Raw genomic sequence first — 18,019 nt, forward strand, 5'->3', positions numbered from 1 at the left:
CTTGTGCGCCCGCTTCCCACCACCCATCGGGCCATCTCCCGGCGTTGAGATGGCCTCACCATTTTTTTGCCATCGCCTCCTTCAACAGCTCTGCGCTGAGTTGGGCATCGGCGTACATCTTCTTCAGTCGACGGTTCTCGTCCTGCAGTTCCTTGAGCTGCGACATCAGTGAGGCATCCATACCACCGAACTTGCTGCGCCACTTGTAGAACGTTGCTGAGCTGATGCCGTGCTCGCGGCACAGCTGCGGTACCGGCGTACCCGCTTCGGCCTGCTTGAGCACCGTCAAAATCTGGCTGTCGGTGAATCGAGATTTCTTCATGGAACCTCCTCGGGTCAGACTACGAGAAAATTCCACTTCTGACGTCAGCTAATTGGCGGGGGGATTACCCGCTGAATCGGTATTTCCCGGTTGCAAGAAGCGGTCATGCATGCCCATTTTAAATCAGCGATTTAGGCGTGAGTATAGTTTTCTGGCCGCAAAAAAAAGCGTAACGCCGACAATGTCCATAAGCACATGCACAAGTCTGGAGGCGATGGCCACTTCGGCCATCAGTTCCGCGCCAGGGGTTGATGCGAGCGTCTTACCGAGTAGGTAGAAGACAAGCTCTCGGATACCGATGCCGGCAGGAAATACGAAAGCTAGAACCCCGGCTACCCATGCAAGCATCAGGGACACAGTCAGCGGTAGTGCTGCTGTGTAGTCGATATTCATCCCTAAGGTGAGGAGTATATAGCTGCTGGCGGTTGGGAGTACCAACATTCCCGTGCTCAGCGCGATCGATCGCGGCAGCGAAATGCATTGAGCCTCTGGATAAGCATGGTGCAAGGTGCGATATCGCGGGATTAGCCGGATCAGCTGCTGAACGACTGGTTGCCAGTCCTTCCTAATGAGCCAAGTGCCTATTGCGACCGCGACGACCGCAATGAACATGGCGCCAGCGTTACTTACCGTGTGCGCTAGTAGGACGACTGCTGCACTACCGCAAAGCCAGCAGCTGATAATCATCAACTCCACGTTCGACATGATCGTTGCTGTCGAAGCGCGTGGCCCGGCAAGAATGGACCGCTGAATGAGCAGGGCGGCTATCTGGCCTGGAATGTACTTCGCTAGCTGTGAGTAATAGTAGGCCGAGATTCGGCGTTCGAAAGAGATCGATGGAGCCGACTTGGAGACCATGTCGCTGAATGCTATGGCAACGATAAGGTTGCCAATGACACCGACCGTAACTGCCGCCAGGGCGCCACACATATCAAAGTGGCTTTTCAGAAGGGCTGGGTCACGAAGCAACTGCGACAGAAGCCAGGCCATGAAACCGAAACCCAAGATAAGTCCGCCGACTCGCAGCCAATGCCACCAGGATTTGCGTGTTTTGGATCGCTCAGTATTCATATGTGGCGATGTTGCTGCTCGATTGCCAGTGCGTCGATCAATGCGTTCCGGGGTGAGGGTGTCATTTGGACTCGCCAGATGACATGAGCTGGCCTTTGAGCACTTTCAACCTATCGTCCAGATAGCCTCCGATGTTTAGGCGTTCGAGTTCGTTCAATTGCCTATGTGCTTCATCGAATCTTCGTTCTGACACAAGCATGTGAAATAGAGTTATGCGATATGCAGTTTCGGTTGGAGCTTCCTTGATCGCGGCAGACATCTCTTGCTTGCCCAGTTGGATGTCTGCGAGCTGGTTCCACGCGAATTCACCGTAGGCGGCCAGTATGCGTGCGCTAGGGTCAGGGTGAGCGATAGCTGCCTCAAACGCTCTTTTCATGAGGGGCCTGGGAAGATCACATTGGTTTTCGCGCATGCAGTTCATTAGTGCAATCAGCGAGCTTTCGTCCTGTATGCTTGGTTTTCTGGAACCTAGCTTCGCAATCATGCTGTTCCACCATGTTTCTTCAATGGGCATATGCATTCGCGAGTTCATGAAAATCAGCGCTTGCTGCGGCAGGATGGAAGACTTGGGAAGGCTCGCGGCCTTCTCAAGCGGCTCATAGGCTAGTCGGGTATAGGGTGAGCCAGGGTCATAATTGGAATAGATGATATATGTGCGCCCCAGTTCATACTGGGCGCGTGGTGATTCCGGTGCCCGGTTTGCCAGCTCTTTGGCGAGGCGCAGGGGTTCTCCCCAGGCATATGCGGTCGCGGCAGTCTGCCACGTCCACCAAGCCATCAGTAGAGTGATTGGCAACAGGGCCAATCCATGAGTCAGCCACTCATGGGGGCGCAATACTGTACTTTTGGCGTGTTGTCCTGTCGCTTGTGTGAGCGGCAAAGGCGTAATGACTGGCACGACGGCAAGCAGCAGGCCAAGGCTGGCGAAGTAATTGCGATGTTCGTAGATAAGCTCCAGCGGCAGGATAGTGCCAGTCAAAAGATGGCTGCCGATAAAAAGTGCGATACCCAGCGCGGCGATGGGATGCCTGGGCCGAAGCCAGATAACAGCGGTCGTGAGAGCGGCTAGGCAGACGATGCCCGCCATTGTGGTCCATGGCGCCAGCAGCCCGGTCGAGACGTCGAAGTCGTCATGATAAAACGATAGCTCATGTGGGGTGGGCACCAGCGTCCAAAGTATGTAGTCGATGATGACACGTGCTTCGCTGAGTAATCGCGTGGCCATGGTGAAGTCGCGGGTCGACCACACCTTGGGCTTCAGTAGTTCGGGTAGGAGATAGCCAAGGCCAGCGAGCAGAGGAAGCACCAGGATCACGACAAACATCGCAATGAGGCGATGGTCCGTTGCCGGTGATGTACCAAGTGGAGTGTTGGAGGCGTGGTTTCGAAAGTCGAACAGGCACCACTCCAGCAGTAGTGCATAGAGCGGCAGCATCACTGCCGTTTCCTTGGCCATCACCCCCAGGCCCGCAGGAAGCGTGATGCTTGCCAGGCACAGCAGAAATCCAGGAGAGAAAAGGCGCCCATTCGCCTCGCCAAGTATGACGCGGCGGCCGTGGATATAGCCGATCAGCCCGGCGAGTACGAAGAGATTGGCTAGGCTCTCCATTCGCTGTACGACGTAGAGCACGGCGGTAAGATTGATCGGTAGTAGCAGCCAGGCAGTTGCAATCAGCAGAGCCAACAATGTGGCGCGTATGTTTTGCGCAGAGTCCGCGGGATTTGCCATAGTCCAGGGCGCCACGCACTGAAGTAACGCGCGGACGAACAGGAAAACCAGCACACCATTGAGCAGGTGGATGATCAGGTTCGTCAGCTTCATCCAGAACGGGTCCAGCCTGTTCAGCAGGAAATTGACGGCAAAGGTCAGCGAGGCGAGTGGTCGTTTGAACTCGCTCGATGGCGAAGAAAGCGCAGCATTGATCAGCGAGGAGACAGTAGCGTCATCAGGCTGGACCCCCTTGTTGTCTACAATATTTGGGTAGTCGTCAAACAGCCAGCCACCGTGAAGGCCAGGCCAATAGAGCAAGGTGGTAATGAGCAGGGTCAGCGCTAGCAGGCGCCAGCCCGAACGGGATGACATAAAGAAATGCGCCACAAGTTCTGGAGTCGGCATCGACTGGGATGGCAGCAGCTTACAGCGTTCGGCGCATCGTTCCAGCCTTTAGGTTTGGCTCGCTTGACACAAGTTCAGCCGTGGCTAGGTTGTTAAATGGACCAGAGCAGCTTACAGCAGGCTAGCTTTGGTTGGACCGAGGCGGTTGAACACTGGGTCCGCTGTCCTGAGGTTCGGGGTGTGCGGCCTCCTTTGTGTGGCCACAGGAATCTTTCATGGCCCGTACGGTCCGCGAGATATCTGATGGAGTCGTATTCGCTCTGTCAGTTCCATCTAGTTTATGCACGCTACAATTTGCCCGCCGGACATTTAAAATCGACTTCAACCTGCTCGATTTCATTAGGTAGTCGTGGATGTACAGATAACAAGCTATTGTTCGGGCGGTTGCCATCTACGGTGATCCCAGCCAGATCAGTCATGGTTTCAAAAAACATATCGGTCGAAGCTAGCATGTCCCGCCGGCTCTGCATAAGAGATACCTTGTCCTGATTCAACTTCTTATAGAGCGGCGAAGGCCAGAACAAAGCTGCGGGGTGTTGAGTCGCTTTTGAAAACTGTCCATGCCCGCTCTGCATGCGGCAGTCATCAAAAAGGGCCTCGCCGTGATCTGAAGAATAGAGTAGCCAGCTTTCCATGTTCTCATGCCTGGCAAGTTCGTTAATGAGACTGCTCAAGACATGGTCTGTGAAAAGAATGGTGTTGTCATAGCCGTTGATCAGGACTTGCTTGTCATTTCGATTGAATAGTTGTGCCTGAGTACCATTCGGATCGTCGGGAGTGAATTTTGCGAACGTCCTCGGGTATCTGTCGGTATAGCGGAAATGGCTGCCCAATGTATGGATGACGACAAAGTTGTCTTTTTGATTGGGAGCATCAATGAGCTGCCGCAACTCCGCGACCGCTGCATCATCGTGCTTGCCCTCATAGCGATAGTCCACAGGATTCAAGAACCGAACATCATCTGATTCGTAGGCATAAGTTGAAATGGGGGAATCGTGAAAACCTACCGGCGCCTGGAGCGAAATCCAGGAGGTTCGAAATCCTGCTTGCTTGAATACGGTGACGATGGAGGCCTCTGCAAATGCAGGGCTGGCTATCGTACTTGGCTTGCGGCTGATCATCAGGGGTACCGCCAAGCGTGTAAAAGGCCAGGGCGTATACATCCGTTTGAATGACACTACATCACCACGCTGCGAGAGCTCCGGAGTGGTGTCTCGCTGATAGCCGTTTAGGCCCCAGTGGTCTGCACGCGATGTTTCGCCGATGACTAGTACGTAGAAACGTCGATGACCATTCGTTACTGGTGGGTGGACCGTAAATCTGAAGTCCTTGTCTCTGGAGATTGCGGATACCAATGCTCGCCGTTCGTTTAGAAAGCTATATATGACCCAGGGGAGCCCTGTGGGATAGGTTGCTTCAATGGCTTTATCTTGGCCTCGTTTTTCCATAGGAAATACAGGTGTCGATGCTTGTGCACCGGAATTGTCCATGGTGGGTAGCCCTGCGATACAGGTAATGGCGATCCATGTGATCACGCTATAGACCAATAGGCGGGGTCTCCATAGCCGGTTATAAGCGCGGCTTTCTGGCCATGCCAGATAGCCGAGAATGGCCGGAAGGGTGAAGCTCAGCAGCAGAAAAGAAGGCAGGGAGCTGAAGAAATCCGATGCTTCAGCACGATTGGTTTCTAGCAGTAGGGAGATCGAGTTGGCATCGAATGTCCAGCCATATTCACGGATGAATGCAACCTCTCCTATTCCGATGATTGCCAAGATGGTTAAAACGGTGACGATAAGACGGGGAAGGCGGCTGTATGCCGCAGTCAAGACAAAGAGACTCAGAAAGGTGCTGCTGAGGATGACCGTTGTTTGATCCCATTCGAGAGACTGCGCTTTTTTAAGTGCCAAGGTGAGAGAAGGGAGTGCGCATACGCTCGCCAGGCCAATGAGAGAGGGCAATCTGACATAGCTGCGTCTCGGTGGGGCGTCTATATAGAAGCTATCGATCGACATACAGTGCAGCCGAGATGAGTGAATTTGTAGCATGCCGATGCATGACATGGTGCTTGGCGGGGATATCGGGAAGCCTGCAATGTTCGATGCGCCAATCCATCTTGCAAATTCGAGGTGGCGTCGGTGCAATGACGGACCAGAATGTGGCGGGATAGATCGGCATGGCTTACTTTATCGTGGGCGAGACACGTGATGATTAGGGACTTGAGTCGTCCGCTTTCTAGCTGGACCATCCCGTCGCGTATCGTGGAAATATTCCCAATAAGGCGGATATAAAGGATAACCGGCGTACACGCGCGATGGTTCGGACCTGGTCTTATGTTTTATTGACGCCTGCCTCCGTTGACTTCATGTGCCGATTGGAGCGGCCCAGCCGAGAGTTGGGAGGCGGCTAGTTCCTTTGTGGCCTTGCTTTGCATGGTGAGCAGCGCAGCATCGCTGCGCAGCGTGGGCTGCAACTGCCAGGCTTGGGCGATTACCGCTTGGGCTTCCTGATATCGATGGTTTTCCAGCAGGTAGCTAGCGAGCTGTCGGGCGTATCCGGCAACGTCCTTGTCGAGTCGCAGCGCCTGCTGCCAGTGCTGGATAGCCAGGTTGGTGTCGTGCAACACCGCACCACCAAGCTCCGCATAGCTTGCATGCAGGTTGGCTCGGGCGGGCACGCGTTTAATGACGATTTCATAGGCACGCGCCAGCTGCTGGGCGTCAATATCTGTTTTTCCCTGTAGGCGCTCGGTTGTCAGCTTGTCCAGGGCGAGGTAAGCCTCTGGACCTAGCGGACGGTTTCTCAGCTTGTCGAAAAAACTTTCCCAAAGCGCAGGAACATCTGGTTGATCGTGGTGTTCTGCATTGACGAGAAGCAGGGCTTCTTCCGCCATGGGCGAGGCGCTGGGTAGCGTAGTTGCCCTCCTCAGCTCCTTGATGCTGAGCGAATAGAGCGGTGAGCTCGGGTTGTTCTGTGCCATGAACATGTAGCGCCGTGCCAAATCATAAGCGGCGCGAGCGGAGCCTGGGTTGTCATCGACCAAGTTTTGCGCCAGCAACAATCTGTTTCCCCAGATAGAAGAGCGAATAAAGGTCAGTAGGCCGAAGTTGAGCACCAATATGCCGGCGATCAGCACGATGACGCGCTGGTCGGCGCAGCGAGTAGAGAGCCATAGCAGATCGGCCAATGCCAGCAATATGCCGAAGAGTGCTGGGTAATTTCGGTGTTCAAACACCAGCTCCAAGGAAATTGGCGCACTGGTCAGGCCGTGGGCCACAAAGAACCAACCTATGCCAAGGGCGAGCAGGGGGCGACGTTTCCGCATGGCGACAACCAAGGCAACAAGGCCAATTAGAAACAGGCCGCCGAGTAGGGTAGTGATGGGGTGTAGCAGATCTTGAGAAGCGGGGTAATTGTCGTAGTAGAAATGCAACAGGTTCGGCAGCGGCAGCAGTATCCAGCCTATGTACAGCGAAAGTACGCGAAGCTGGGTCAGTTCGCGCTGCCAGGCGTTGTAGTTGCGTGCGGCGTAAGCCGCATCGGTGGTGTAGTGCGGCAACAGGTAGAACATGAAGACCAGCGCCGCCAGTAGGCCTCCGCCGAGGTAGGTAATTTTCCAAGCGCGGCGGGTAGTGGACGCCTGAGCCGAAAAATGCAGCAGGGTCAGCTCCAGCAATAGGGCATAGCCAGGCACCAGTACGGCGGTTTCCTTGGCGTAATAGCCAATCACCGTCAGCATGGCGCACAAGCCAAGCCAAGGCCAGGCGCGATGCCCTTCCATTTGTCGGCGACGCGCGCGCCAGTACGACAGCAGCGCAAGCAGCACGAATGCAAAGCCCAGCAACTCCATGCGCTGCACTACGTACATCACGGCGGAAACTTGCAGTGGATGGATGGCCCACAGTGTTGCGATACCTATGGCCCAATAACCCGTAACGCGCCGACGTTGATGCTCGGCTTCGGAGTTATTGGTTGATGTCCAGCCTACCTGCAGTAAGCGCTGAGTTAGCATCATCAACAGAATGGTGTTGAACAGATGAAGCGCGAGATTGGTGGCCTTGAACCCCCAGGTGCTGCCTCCCCATGCGTAGTTCAATGCAAAGCTCAACATTGCAATGGGGCGCTGTATGTTGATGCGTGACCACCCCCATACCTGCTGCAGGTCGTGCCAGTGCCAGCTACCGACGTGAATGGCCGGGTTCTCGGCAAAGATCGGATAGTCGTCAAAGATGAAGCCACCGGATAATGCGGGCCAGAACGAAATAAGAGCAACGCCCAGCAGGCCAAGAGTGAGCAGCATCGGGTATGTAAGGGGCCGGAAATGTAGCCGCATGAGCTTGACTCTTGTTGTTTTCGTGGATGTCAAAAGGCGAGGGCCGCCATGGTGGCGGCCCTCGCTGATCCGTAACAAGGATTCCTGTCCGGAATTGCTACAGCTTAGCCACCCGAGGCGGCAGCAGCGGACGGACAGCTGGCCGGGGCGTATTTCGCCACCACGCCAGGGGCGGAGCAGGTCCAACCACCGCTCGCATTGCGGGTCCAGACGATGGAGCCGCCGTTGAGAGCAGAGTTGGCATGGTTACCAAAGGTGCCGGTGATGGTGGCGGTCTGCCCCCAGGAACCAACGGTCGGATGTCCATTATTGCCCGAGAGGAGGTCGGAGGAGGTGCTGGTGTCGACGCAGCTGGCCGGGCTGCCAAAGGTGGTTGCACCGGCGTTGAGGCAGTCCTCAACGGCAACCTTCATGTCGCCGGTTTCACCAACCACGCGGGTGACCTGCGAGCGAACGACGTAGGTCTGGTATTGCGGAATAGCAATGGCCGCCAGGATCGCGATGATCGCAACCACGATCATCAGTTCGATAAGGGTGAAGCCCTTCTGTGCATTCTTCATGGTGGTTCCTCTGTTTTGGTTAGCTAACCGTAGGTTGTGCCCCTGAGCCCCGGTCCCGTACCCCCTAGGCGGATCCGGTCCCCCACAATTGTCGTGGAACGACCAGGAAACTCGTGGCAGTTGCAGCATCTTGTATGCCACTACTACCTCTGGCAGGCCCCTGCCCGCAGGCAGGTGGTGGGATTGTGCAGGGGTTGGCACTAAGCAACAAGCCGGACGCTGGACTGTCTTGCCATTACTGCGGATCGGGTCTCGTGGGAATAGTGCGTCTCGTCGCTGGTGCGACCATGGTGGTCACGTGATGACATTTTTGGTCACCTTTCGACTCCGTTGTTTAGCTGCTGACGCAACTTGCGGGCAGGTATTTAGGATCTACATTCGAGACGCAGGACCATTGCCCGGAAGTATTACGGTTGAGCTGAATGTATCCGCCTGGTGGCAGAATGCTGTTCTGCAATGCACAGTTGATGTAGCCGGCGCCATCCACAGGGGTGATGGCTGAGATCGTGGAACAGCGAGACGTCTGAGATGCAAGCCCCAGGTTGTCTACGTTTGCGTAGACGGCACCGTTGGTAGTGCCCTGGTTGACTAGGGTTTCATATGCGGTTCGTCCGGGATCGATCTCTGCCAGGGCAGCCGTCATTTGCGCGCGCACCATGTAGGTTTGATACTGCGGAATGGCGATAGCCGCGATGATGGCGATGATGGCCACGACAATCATCAACTCGATAAGCGTAAAGCCTGCGTTGAATCGCGGGCGTGACATGGCAAGCTCCCCCCAAGGTATGTCGGGGACGAGCGCAGCAGCTTTTGTACCAAGACCGAAGGGTTATGTCAGGGTCGGCCTGCATCGATCAAGATGGCGCAAGAATTTGTGATACCCGTCACGGCTAGGATTGGATTTCCGACACGCCATTGATCCATCGCTTCATCACCGAGGTTGGAGCGTTGGCAGCGCCTTCATGCCGTAGAAGGAGAAGCGCTCCCATATCTTGGTTAGAGGAACAGACGTACAGACCTTGGGGGCATGCTGACCCCGGTAGCAGAGGGGGCAACGGCTGTCGCGGTGGCGTCGATCATGGGTACTGCGGTGGGGTATAGCTGCGCCTCATCTCCCTCCCCGCCCGGGTTGGAAGGGGGTAAGAGCTTGCGCCGGGCCGCCGCGCCTCTTACCGTCAGCGCACTCGTAGCACCCAGGAAACCCCCCGATGAAACCCTTGTTTGTCGCGCTGGCGCTCGCGCTGGCCGGAACCTCTGCGGTAGCGGCCGAGGTCGAGAACCACGGCCCGCATCCGTTCAGTATCCGTGATCTGGTGATGATGGACCGCGTCGGCGACCCGCAGCTGTCGCCCGATGGCCGTTACGCGCTTTATACCGTGCGCGTCACCGACTACGCGGCCAACAAGGGCGTCACCTCGATCTACCTGTTGGATCTCGACAAGGGCGGCGATCCGGTCAGGCTGGTCGACAAGGCCTCCGGCCCGCGCTGGGCGCCGGATGGCAGCGCCTTCTACTACGTGGCGCCGAAAGATGGTGTCGCGCAGCTGTGGCGTCGTCCGCTGGGTACATCCGGCAAGGTTGTGGACCCGCAGGCCGCGCAGGCCGTACCGGTGACGAATGCCCCGATCGACGTCGATGGCTACAAGCTTTCGCCGGATGGCAAGAAGGCGTTGTTGACGTTTGGCGTCTTCACCGACTGCGCCGACCTGGCCTGCACTAAGGAACGCCTGGATGGCCGTGCGGCGGACAAGGCTTCCGGCACCGTCTACGACAAGCTGTTCGTGCGTCATTGGGACACATGGTCTGACGGTCGCCGCGCGCAGCTCTTTATCGCCGATCTGGACCATGCCGCCGAGCAGCCGGTGCTGCTGACCCGCGGCATCGACGGCGACGTGCCGAGCAAGCCGTTCGGAGACGATGGCGAATTCAGCTTCTCGCCCGATGGCAAGACGGTTTATTTCGACGTGCGCATCGCCGGCAAGGCCGAGCCGTGGTCGACCAACTTCGACGTCTACAGCGTGCCCGCCGATGGTTCCGCCGCACCGCGCAACCTCACGGCAGCCAACCTGGCGTGGGATGCCTTTCCGGTGGCCTCGCCCGATGGCAAGACGCTGTACTACCTGGCCATGAAGACGCCGGTGTCCGAGGCGGATCGCTTCGGCATCATGGCGTTGGACCTGGCCACCGGCCAGAAGCGCGAAGTGGCGCCAAACTGGGATCGCTCCGCCGGCAGCCTGCAGGTTTCCGATGATGGCAAGACGCTTTACGCCACGGCGGACGATAACGGCCAGCATCCGCTGTTCGCCATCGATGTGGCCACCGGCAAGGTCAGCACGGTGGTGACCGACGGCACCGTCGGCGGCTATGCGCTGGGCAAGTCACACCTGCTGGTTCAGCGCGATGACCTCAAGCGTTCGGCCGACCTCTACGTTGCCGACCTGCGCGGCAAGGGCCTCAAGCAGGTTACCCACTACAACGCCAATCGCCTGAAGAATGCGCAGATGGGCGACCCGGAGTTCTTCACCTTCAAGGGCTGGAACAACGAGACGGTGCAGGGCTATGTGGTGAAGCCGGTTGGCTACAAGTCCGGCAAGAAATACCCGGTGGCCTTCATCATCCATGGCGGTCCGCAGGGCGCGATGGAAAACGGCTGGAGCTATCGCTGGAACCCGCAGACCTATGCGGGCCAGGGCTTCGCCGTGGTCACCATCAACTTCCACGGTTCCACCGGTTACGGCCAGGCCTTCACCGATTCCATTTCGGGTGATTGGGGCGGCAAGCCGCTGGAAGATCTCAAGGCTGGTTGGAAAGCCGCGCTGGCCAAGTACAGCTTCCTCGATGGTGACCGTGCCTGCGCACTCGGCGCCAGCTACGGCGGCTACATGATTTACTGGATCGCCGGCGTGTGGAATGAGCCGTGGAAGTGCCTGGTCGATCATGACGGCGTGTTCGATGCACGCGCCATGTACTACGACACCGAAGAGCTATGGTTCGAGGAGCGCGAGAACGGCGGCACGCCATTCGAGCACCCGGAGAACTACGAGAAGTTCAACCCTGTCAACCATGTCAAGGATTGGCGTGTGCCGATGCTGGTGATCCACTCGGCGCAGGATTTCCGTATTCCCGATACGCAGGGCCTGGGCGCATTCACCGCACTGCAGCGTCGCGGTATTCCCAGTCAACTGCTGCATTTTCCGGATGAAAACCACTGGGTGCTGAAGCCGCAGAACAGCGTGCAGTGGCATGAGACGGTGAATGCGTGGTTGAAGCAGTGGACTTCAGCGGATGCATCGGCAACGAAATTGAACTAATAGTGATAGGTCTCGACAGAAAAACAAAGGCGGCCCTGGAGGTCGCCTTTGTTTGCTGATGATTGAAATGGCTGAGGCACGTTAGTTTGAGAGGGTTGAATTACTCTGGGATGGTTGGCTGCGTTTGAGCGACATTACTTCCTCCAGAGTGCTTTCCGTCAAGGGGTCTGCCGGTGTGAGTGAGCTTGCCGCGCGTAACACATTCTCGGCGTCGTCCAATTTCCCTTGGAGGATGAGCATCTGTCCTGTCGTAACGTAATACGTGCTTAGCATCCCCTTGTCCATTAAGAGAAGAGGGGAACGTCTTGCTCGTTCCAGTGCTATTTCCGCTCGCGTCGAATCCTTATCGTTGACTGCTAGTTTGGCGATCATCAGCATGCAATTGGCGCAAGGCGCTGGGTCGGCCAGCAGCTGACTTCCCAGTTCGCGGGCGTGGCTGTAGTCCTTATTTTTGATGTACGTATGCAGCAGATTGTCCTTGGCTTGCGAGGCTTGAGGGTTAACTGCCAGCGCCCAGCGCCAAAGGTTTGTGTCATTTGACCACATCGGCAGGATGATGCGAATGTCGACAATGGCAAATGCAAGCCACAGGAAGATGCCCGCCGCAAATAGAGTAACAGTCGGCCTTCGTGGCAGCCTCTTGATGGAAAAAGTCCGCGGCCAGCACACAAGAGGCAGTAGGCTGCAAACGACAGCCAAAGCGGTTGTTGCATAGCGTTCGTGATAGAGGCTTCGTTCAAAGCTAAGCGGGATCACATGCAAAACAGGTAGAAGTGCCGCAGTTGCCGCTAAGATGATGCATGCTGTCGATGATGCTCGCTTGATGGCTAAATATAAGCTAGGCAAGAAGATGCCGAGGGCCAAAATGTCGGTAAGAATCGACTGGACTGAGATGAACGTAAATGGTTGGACATCTAGGGGATGGATCGGACTCATCCCATAGATGGGCCAAACCATTGTCCTTAGATAGCGCACGTAAACAAAACAGGCTTCCTGCAGGTGCGCAATGAAGGAAGCGGCGGGTGTGTCGCTATTGAAGGGATTTTTGATGCCTCCAAGTGCCCAGTGGCGAAAACAGAGGTAGATAATTCCCGCCAGGAACATACCTGCATACGCAATCCAGTTTCGGTGGAGAAGTGATCGGAAAGACGCTGGCATGCTTTCGTTCGATTTCCGTGCAAACAAAACCCAGTCGGTAATGACGACCAATAGAGGGAGAGAAACGGCGGACTCTTTGGAGCAAGCGGCCAGGAAAAAGATTGCTGTAAGTGTCGTTGCGCGAATCAAGTCACGCCTGATTGATACATTCGCAACTAGGCCAAGCAAAACCAGCATCGTTGTGACAAGGTCAAACTGGCAGCCGATCCAAGCTACCGGCTCGATTAGCGCGGGATGCAAGCCGAAGAGGGTCATGCAGCCGGCCATCGTCCACATCAATCGATTGCCGTTGCCCTCCATCATTTTGCCGCAACGCCACGACAACGTCCCGACCAGAAGTGTATTGATTAGGTGTAATCCAAGCGATACCGCATGCATCGGTCCTGGTGCGCTATTAAAAAGTCGAACCTGCAGGGTCAAGAAGGCAACGACCAGTGGTCGGAAATAGAGTTCCCAGGAGTTGAAGTCGCGGAAGATATAGTGCTTCCATTGGTCTCCCTGGGTGAGCCACGGTGTGTCGTGAAAGCTCGGCCAGTCATCCCATACAAAGTCGGCGTGGACGACAGGCCAATATATAAAAGCGGTTACTACGAGAATTATGGCGGCGATGCCGTATCTTAGCCTGTTGTGCATCTTCTCCCCGGAGGCTTTATTTGATTGTGATAAAAATGCGGCGATCCAGCCTGTATCCGACTGGCTCAGATATGTACATGTGCAGAAATGGTTCTCCTACCTTAGGGATGCTCTGAACTAATCACATTCGACGCATCACCCTGCCTGCATGAGCATACGTCGAGATCAAAATGGCTGCGCCATAGGGCGGATGGGTGCGTGCCCTCACTAGGGCCGTGGCCTTCATGTCAACTCCAGCAGTCGGCGCCGCGCCATCCACACGTTCGACAACGCAAACAGCATCAACACCTGCCCTGTGTTTTTTGCCAATCCCCGATAGCGCACCTTCGTATAGCCGAACTGTCGCTTGATCACTCGGAACGGGTGCTCCACCTTCGCCCGCACCGCGGCCTTAAGGTATTCCACGTAGCGCGTGGCGTCTTTCAGCTTGCCATTCGGAAGGGCCTTGAGCTCGCCCGGCCTGCTGGCGATGTGCCAAGTCAGCCGGCGCCCGGCTAGCCCTTCACGCTTGTCCGCACCGGTATAGCCGGCATCACCCCACACGCTCTTTTCCTTGCCGTGCAGCAGGCACTCGGTTTGCGTCACGTCCGCCGCATGGGCTGGCGTGGTCGTGACGGTGTGTACCAGGCCCGATTCCACGTCCACGCCAATGTGTGCCTTCATGCCGAAGAAATACGGGTTTCCCTTCTTCGTCTGGTGCATCTGCGGATCGCGCTTCCCGTCCTTGTTCTTGGTCGAGGACGGCGCATGGATGATGGTGGCATCCACAAGGGTGCCCTGGCGCAGCAGCAAGCCTTGCTTGCCAAGATGGGCGTTAACCGCCTCCAGCAGTTTGCCGGCCAGCTCATGGGTCTCCAGCAACCGGCGGAACTTCAGGATCGTCGTCTCGTCCGGTAACGCGTCATCGGCCAAGTCCAGCCGCGCAAAGCGACGCATCGACTCGATCTCGTAGAGCGCATCCTCCATGCCTGGATCGCTCAAGGCGTACCACTGCTGCATGAAGTGGATGCGCAGCACGGTGCCCAGCGGCATCGGCGGCCGCCCGCGACGGCCTGCCTTGGGGTAGTGCGGTTCGATGATCGCTTCGAGTACCGACCACGGCATCACTTGCTCCATCTCCGCCAGGAACACCTCGCGACGCGTGCGCTTCTTTTTGGCATCGAAGGTTAACGAGGCGAACGTGGTTTGCTTCATGGGGGCACGCGGTTCGATGGGATGACGCTGGGATGCATCATGTGGGGAATAAATCAGAGCATCCTTAGGAGATACTAGGGGATTCTCGATACTCAGAACCAACGAGATCGCTTGAGTGCTATGTAAATTGTTACCACCACCCCTATAACCAGTACGATTACTGCCGGATAGGCCCAAGGCTTGCTCAGCTCGGGCATATGCGTGAAGTTCATCCCGTACCAACTGGTGAGCAGCGTTGGGGCCGCAAGCATAGCGGCCCAGCCGGCGAGTTTTTTCATCACTTCATTCTGGCCAAACGTCACCAGCGAAAGATTCACGTTGATGGCGGCGGCGAGCATCTCGCGCATGGCGCTGATGGATTCGTTGACGCGAAACACATGGTCGTACACGTCGCGGAAATACGCGCGCAGTTCATCCGGAATCAGTTGCGGATGCAGGCGCACCAGCTGGCTGATGATGTCCTGCATGGGGGCTACGGCCAGCCGTAGCGTCATCAGATCTCGCTGCATGTCGTAGAGCCGCCGGATCGTGCTGCGCTTGAACGTGTCCGAGAAAATGTCCTGTTCAAGCTCCTGCAGTTCCTCGCGGAAATCGCGCACGATCGGTAGCAGGTTGTCCACGATGAAGTCGAGCACGCCATAGAGGCCATAGCTCGGTCCCAGCGAAAGCAGCTCGGGGCTGTGTTCGCAGTTGCGGCGGGCAGGGGCGTAGGAGAGCGAGGCGCCGTGCCGCACGGTAACCAGGTAACGCGCGCCCAGAAAAATGTGCGTTTCACCGAAGGCGATATGCCCGCTGATCAGCTGGGCAGTCTGCACCACCACGAACAGCGAATCGCCGTAGGTCTCGATCTTGGTGCGCTGGTGCGCATGCTGGGCGTCTTCGATGGCCAGGTCATGCAGGTCAAATTCTTCCTGCAGCTTGCTGAGCAGGGGTTCATCGGGCTCATGCAGTCCCACCCAGACGAAAGTGTCCGGCTGCTTGAGCACCTCGCTGATGTCATCCAGGCTGATATCGCCGATGCGCTGGCCATCGAAGCGATAGGCCACGCAATTGATCACCATGGATTGGGGTGCGGAGGGATCGGTAGCTGGCGGCGCGGTCAGATTCATGGGCAAATGATGCGCTGCTGCATGAGACAGGGCAACGACAGCAGGCTCAGCGGGTGATGGCCCGCGGCGCTTGCTTCTGGCGCAGGCACCAAGCCAACACCAGCCAGCACGGCAACGCGAACAACAACCATGGCTGATTCTGCTGCACGACACCGGGGAGCAGGTGCAATGCCAGGGCTGCCAGCACGGCCAGCAACTGCACCACGATCAAGCCGTCGACCAGCCGTGAGGGCATGGCGCCGCGGCGCGAGCGCCACAGGGCCGTCACCAGCAGGAAGGCGAGCGGATTGAACAGCAGCAGGTTGGCATTGGCCCAGGCCGAGTGATGGGTGGTGAGGGTCCACAGCACCAACAGCGCGATGCCGACGAAGCCGGCCAACACCAAGTAGAGCGAGCCGAGCAAGGCGTAGACGGTTGGTGCGTAGCGGCGGGCGATCAGCAGTAGTGCGGCGAAGGCGAGGCCGGCAAGCGCCAGCGGCAGGCGCAGGTCGGGTGCTTGGGCGGGCGGGGGGGCGAGCTGGTTCGGCGATAGCAGCTGTTCGTCCTGCACCAGCGGGTGTTGTCCGCCCTGGCCATCGACAACCTTCACCTGGCGCATATCAACCTGCAGCACCATCGGCAGGAAGCTTTCCTGCCATGCATTCAATGGCTGGTCGGCGTAGGGGCCAAGGCCGAGGTCGAGGATGAGCATCAGCCACGCTTGCTCGCTCATCAGCCGGGCGGTCTGCTGGCGGTAGGTCATGCCGGCGGGGCGCGCTTCGAGTTGTTGCTTGATGATGCCGCCAAGCGCCTTGTCCAGCGCGTCGCGTACGCGGGTGGCGCAGTTGTTGGCGTAGTAGTCGTAGGGATAGCGCACGTTTTCCGGGCGCAGGTTCCATAGCAGGTAGTCGCGCAGGTCCGCCGCCTGGGCCGGGGTGAAGGCCAGGTGCTGGCGCGTCACCGAGCGGCCGACCTGCACGTAGTACTGCTGGTCGACGTCGCTTGGCGCGGCGTCCATCAGGTAGTGCATGCGGCCGGCGGCGAAATGGAGCAGGAAACCCTTTTCGTCAAAGTCGAACACACCGTAGTTGAAGGTGACAGCCTCACCGCTGACGGTGTCGCGCAGTTCGATGGCGTCGTGGCCGAAGCGTTCCCAGTAAGTGTCGCCCGGGCCGTAAGTGATCAGCGATACCTGCAGGTTGCTGCCCGGGGCATCGGCCACGCCGGCTTGCGCACGCGGCGCCCAGCCGAGCACGCAAGCCAGCATCAGCAACGCAAAGCCCGACAGGACGCGCCGAAGAGTGTTGGTGGTGGCCTTCATCGGCGTCCTGCCCGGTTGCGGCACGATCAGCCTTCCCGGCGCGGGGTGACGCGGAAGGCCTGCACGCGCCGGTCATCCGCTTCGGTGACATGGAACAGGTAGTCGCCGATGGCGATCTCTTCGCCGACTTCCGGCAGATGGCCGAACTCGGAGGTGCACATGCCACCCACGGTGTCGAACTCCTCGTCGGAGAAGTTGGCGCCGGTCTGCTCGTTGAAGTCGGCGATCGGGGTGAGTGCACTGACGATCCAGCCACCGCCCGATTGCTCGTGCATGAGCGTGGGCTCGTCCTCGTCGTCGTGTTCGTCGTCGATCTCGCCGACGATCTGCTCGAGCACGTCCTCGATGGTGATCAGGCCGGCCACGCCGCCGTACTCGTCCACCACCAGCGCCATGTGGTTGCGCGTGTGGCGGAACTCCGCCAGCAGCACGTTGAGGCGCATCGATTCGGGAATCAGCACGGCCGGGCGCAGCACGGTGCCGATATCGAAGTGATTGCCGTCGCCGACGAACTTCAGCAGATCCTTGGCCAGCAAGATGCCGAGGATCTCGTCCTTGTCTTCGCCGTGCACGGGAAAGCGGGAGTGGCCCGATTCGACCACGGTGGCGAGGATGTCGGGCAGTGGCGCTTCGGCCGATACCATCACGATCTGCGAGCGCGGGATCATGACGTCGTCCACGCTCAGCTCGGTGACCTTGATGGCACCCTCGACCATGGTCAAGGTGTCGTTGGACATCAGGCCGTTGGCCTGGGCGGTGCGCAGCTCATCGATGAGCTCCTTGCGGTTGCGCGGCTCGCCGGAAAACAGGTGGCCCAGTCGATCCCACCACTTACGGTGAGCCGGGCCGCTGGTACTGCCAGGGTCCTCGTTCATTACTCGTGCGGATGCTGCCCGTGGACGGGCGGAAGAGTCA

General features: G+C 57.8%; 12 protein-coding genes and 1 pseudogene. 1 reads left to right on the top strand and 12 read right to left on the bottom strand.

All coding sequences use genetic code 11. From position 1 onward, the window contains the following. The 7 genes and pseudogenes from MJ606_RS11065 to MJ606_RS11095 form a co-directional block, all read right to left on the bottom strand. A pseudogene (locus tag MJ606_RS11065) lies at positions 1–322 on the bottom strand (transposase); the annotation flags it as partial. Positions 323–445: 123 nt separating this feature from the next. Further along, the gene (locus MJ606_RS11070; protein WP_243049586.1) at positions 446–1,393 is read right to left on the bottom strand and encodes a hypothetical protein; all 948 of its coding nucleotides are present in this window, start codon (positions 1,391–1,393) and stop codon (positions 446–448) included. A gap of 61 nt (positions 1,394–1,454) precedes the next feature. Beyond that, the gene (locus tag MJ606_RS11075) at positions 1,455–3,476 is read right to left on the bottom strand and encodes a hypothetical protein (RefSeq protein ID WP_243049587.1); all 2,022 of its coding nucleotides are present in this window, start codon (positions 3,474–3,476) and stop codon (positions 1,455–1,457) included. A 320-nt stretch (positions 3,477–3,796) separates the two neighbouring features. Then, entirely contained in the window at positions 3,797–5,521 is a 1,725-nt protein-coding gene (locus tag MJ606_RS11080) for a phosphoethanolamine transferase (protein WP_243049588.1), read from the bottom strand. A 323-nt stretch (positions 5,522–5,844) separates the two neighbouring features. Beyond that, complete coding sequence (locus tag MJ606_RS11085) at positions 5,845–7,806, bottom strand: hypothetical protein (protein ID WP_243049589.1); 1,962 nt, start codon at positions 7,804–7,806, stop codon at positions 5,845–5,847. A 137-nt stretch (positions 7,807–7,943) separates the two neighbouring features. Then, complete coding sequence (locus MJ606_RS11090) at positions 7,944–8,399, bottom strand: pilin (RefSeq protein WP_243049590.1); 456 nt, start codon at positions 8,397–8,399, stop codon at positions 7,944–7,946. 334 nt (positions 8,400–8,733) lie between these two features. After that, the gene (locus tag MJ606_RS11095; protein WP_279236806.1) at positions 8,734–9,165 is read right to left on the bottom strand and encodes a pilin; all 432 of its coding nucleotides are present in this window, start codon (positions 9,163–9,165) and stop codon (positions 8,734–8,736) included. A 442-nt stretch (positions 9,166–9,607) separates the two neighbouring features. Between MJ606_RS11095 and MJ606_RS11105 the strand changes: the two genes are divergently transcribed. After that, a complete protein-coding gene (locus tag MJ606_RS11105) occupies positions 9,608–11,710 on the top strand; it encodes a S9 family peptidase (RefSeq protein WP_243049591.1) in 2,103 nt (700 codons plus the stop codon). An 81-nt stretch (positions 11,711–11,791) separates the two neighbouring features. Here the strand turns inward: MJ606_RS11105 and MJ606_RS11110 are convergent, their stop codons facing one another. The 5 genes from MJ606_RS11110 to MJ606_RS11130 all read right to left on the bottom strand — a co-directional run bounded on the left by MJ606_RS11110 (position 11,792) and on the right by MJ606_RS11130 (position 17,979). Further along, positions 11,792–13,501 carry a hypothetical protein gene (locus tag MJ606_RS11110; RefSeq protein ID WP_243049592.1) on the bottom strand — a complete coding sequence of 570 codons (1,710 nt, stop codon included), beginning with the start codon at positions 13,499–13,501 and terminating at the stop codon, positions 11,792–11,794. Between the two features lie 222 nt (positions 13,502–13,723). Then, positions 13,724–14,695, bottom strand: a complete 972-nt coding sequence (locus tag MJ606_RS11115; protein WP_243049853.1) for an IS5 family transposase — start codon at positions 14,693–14,695, stop codon at positions 13,724–13,726. A gap of 92 nt (positions 14,696–14,787) precedes the next feature. Continuing rightward, positions 14,788–15,804, bottom strand: coding sequence for a magnesium/cobalt transporter CorA (gene corA, locus MJ606_RS11120; protein WP_243049593.1), 1,017 nt, complete (start codon positions 15,802–15,804; stop codon positions 14,788–14,790). A gap of 46 nt (positions 15,805–15,850) precedes the next feature. After that, positions 15,851–17,104, bottom strand: a complete 1,254-nt coding sequence (locus MJ606_RS11125; RefSeq protein ID WP_243049594.1) for a DUF4105 domain-containing protein — start codon at positions 17,102–17,104, stop codon at positions 15,851–15,853. 26 nt (positions 17,105–17,130) lie between these two features. Continuing rightward, a complete protein-coding gene (locus MJ606_RS11130; RefSeq protein ID WP_243049595.1) occupies positions 17,131–17,979 on the bottom strand; it encodes a transporter associated domain-containing protein in 849 nt (282 codons plus the stop codon). Positions 17,980–18,019: the final 40 nt, after the last annotated feature.

It is taken from the genome of Dyella sp. RRB7, from assembly GCF_022761115.1.
Taxonomy (GTDB): domain Bacteria; phylum Pseudomonadota; class Gammaproteobacteria; order Xanthomonadales; family Rhodanobacteraceae; genus Dyella.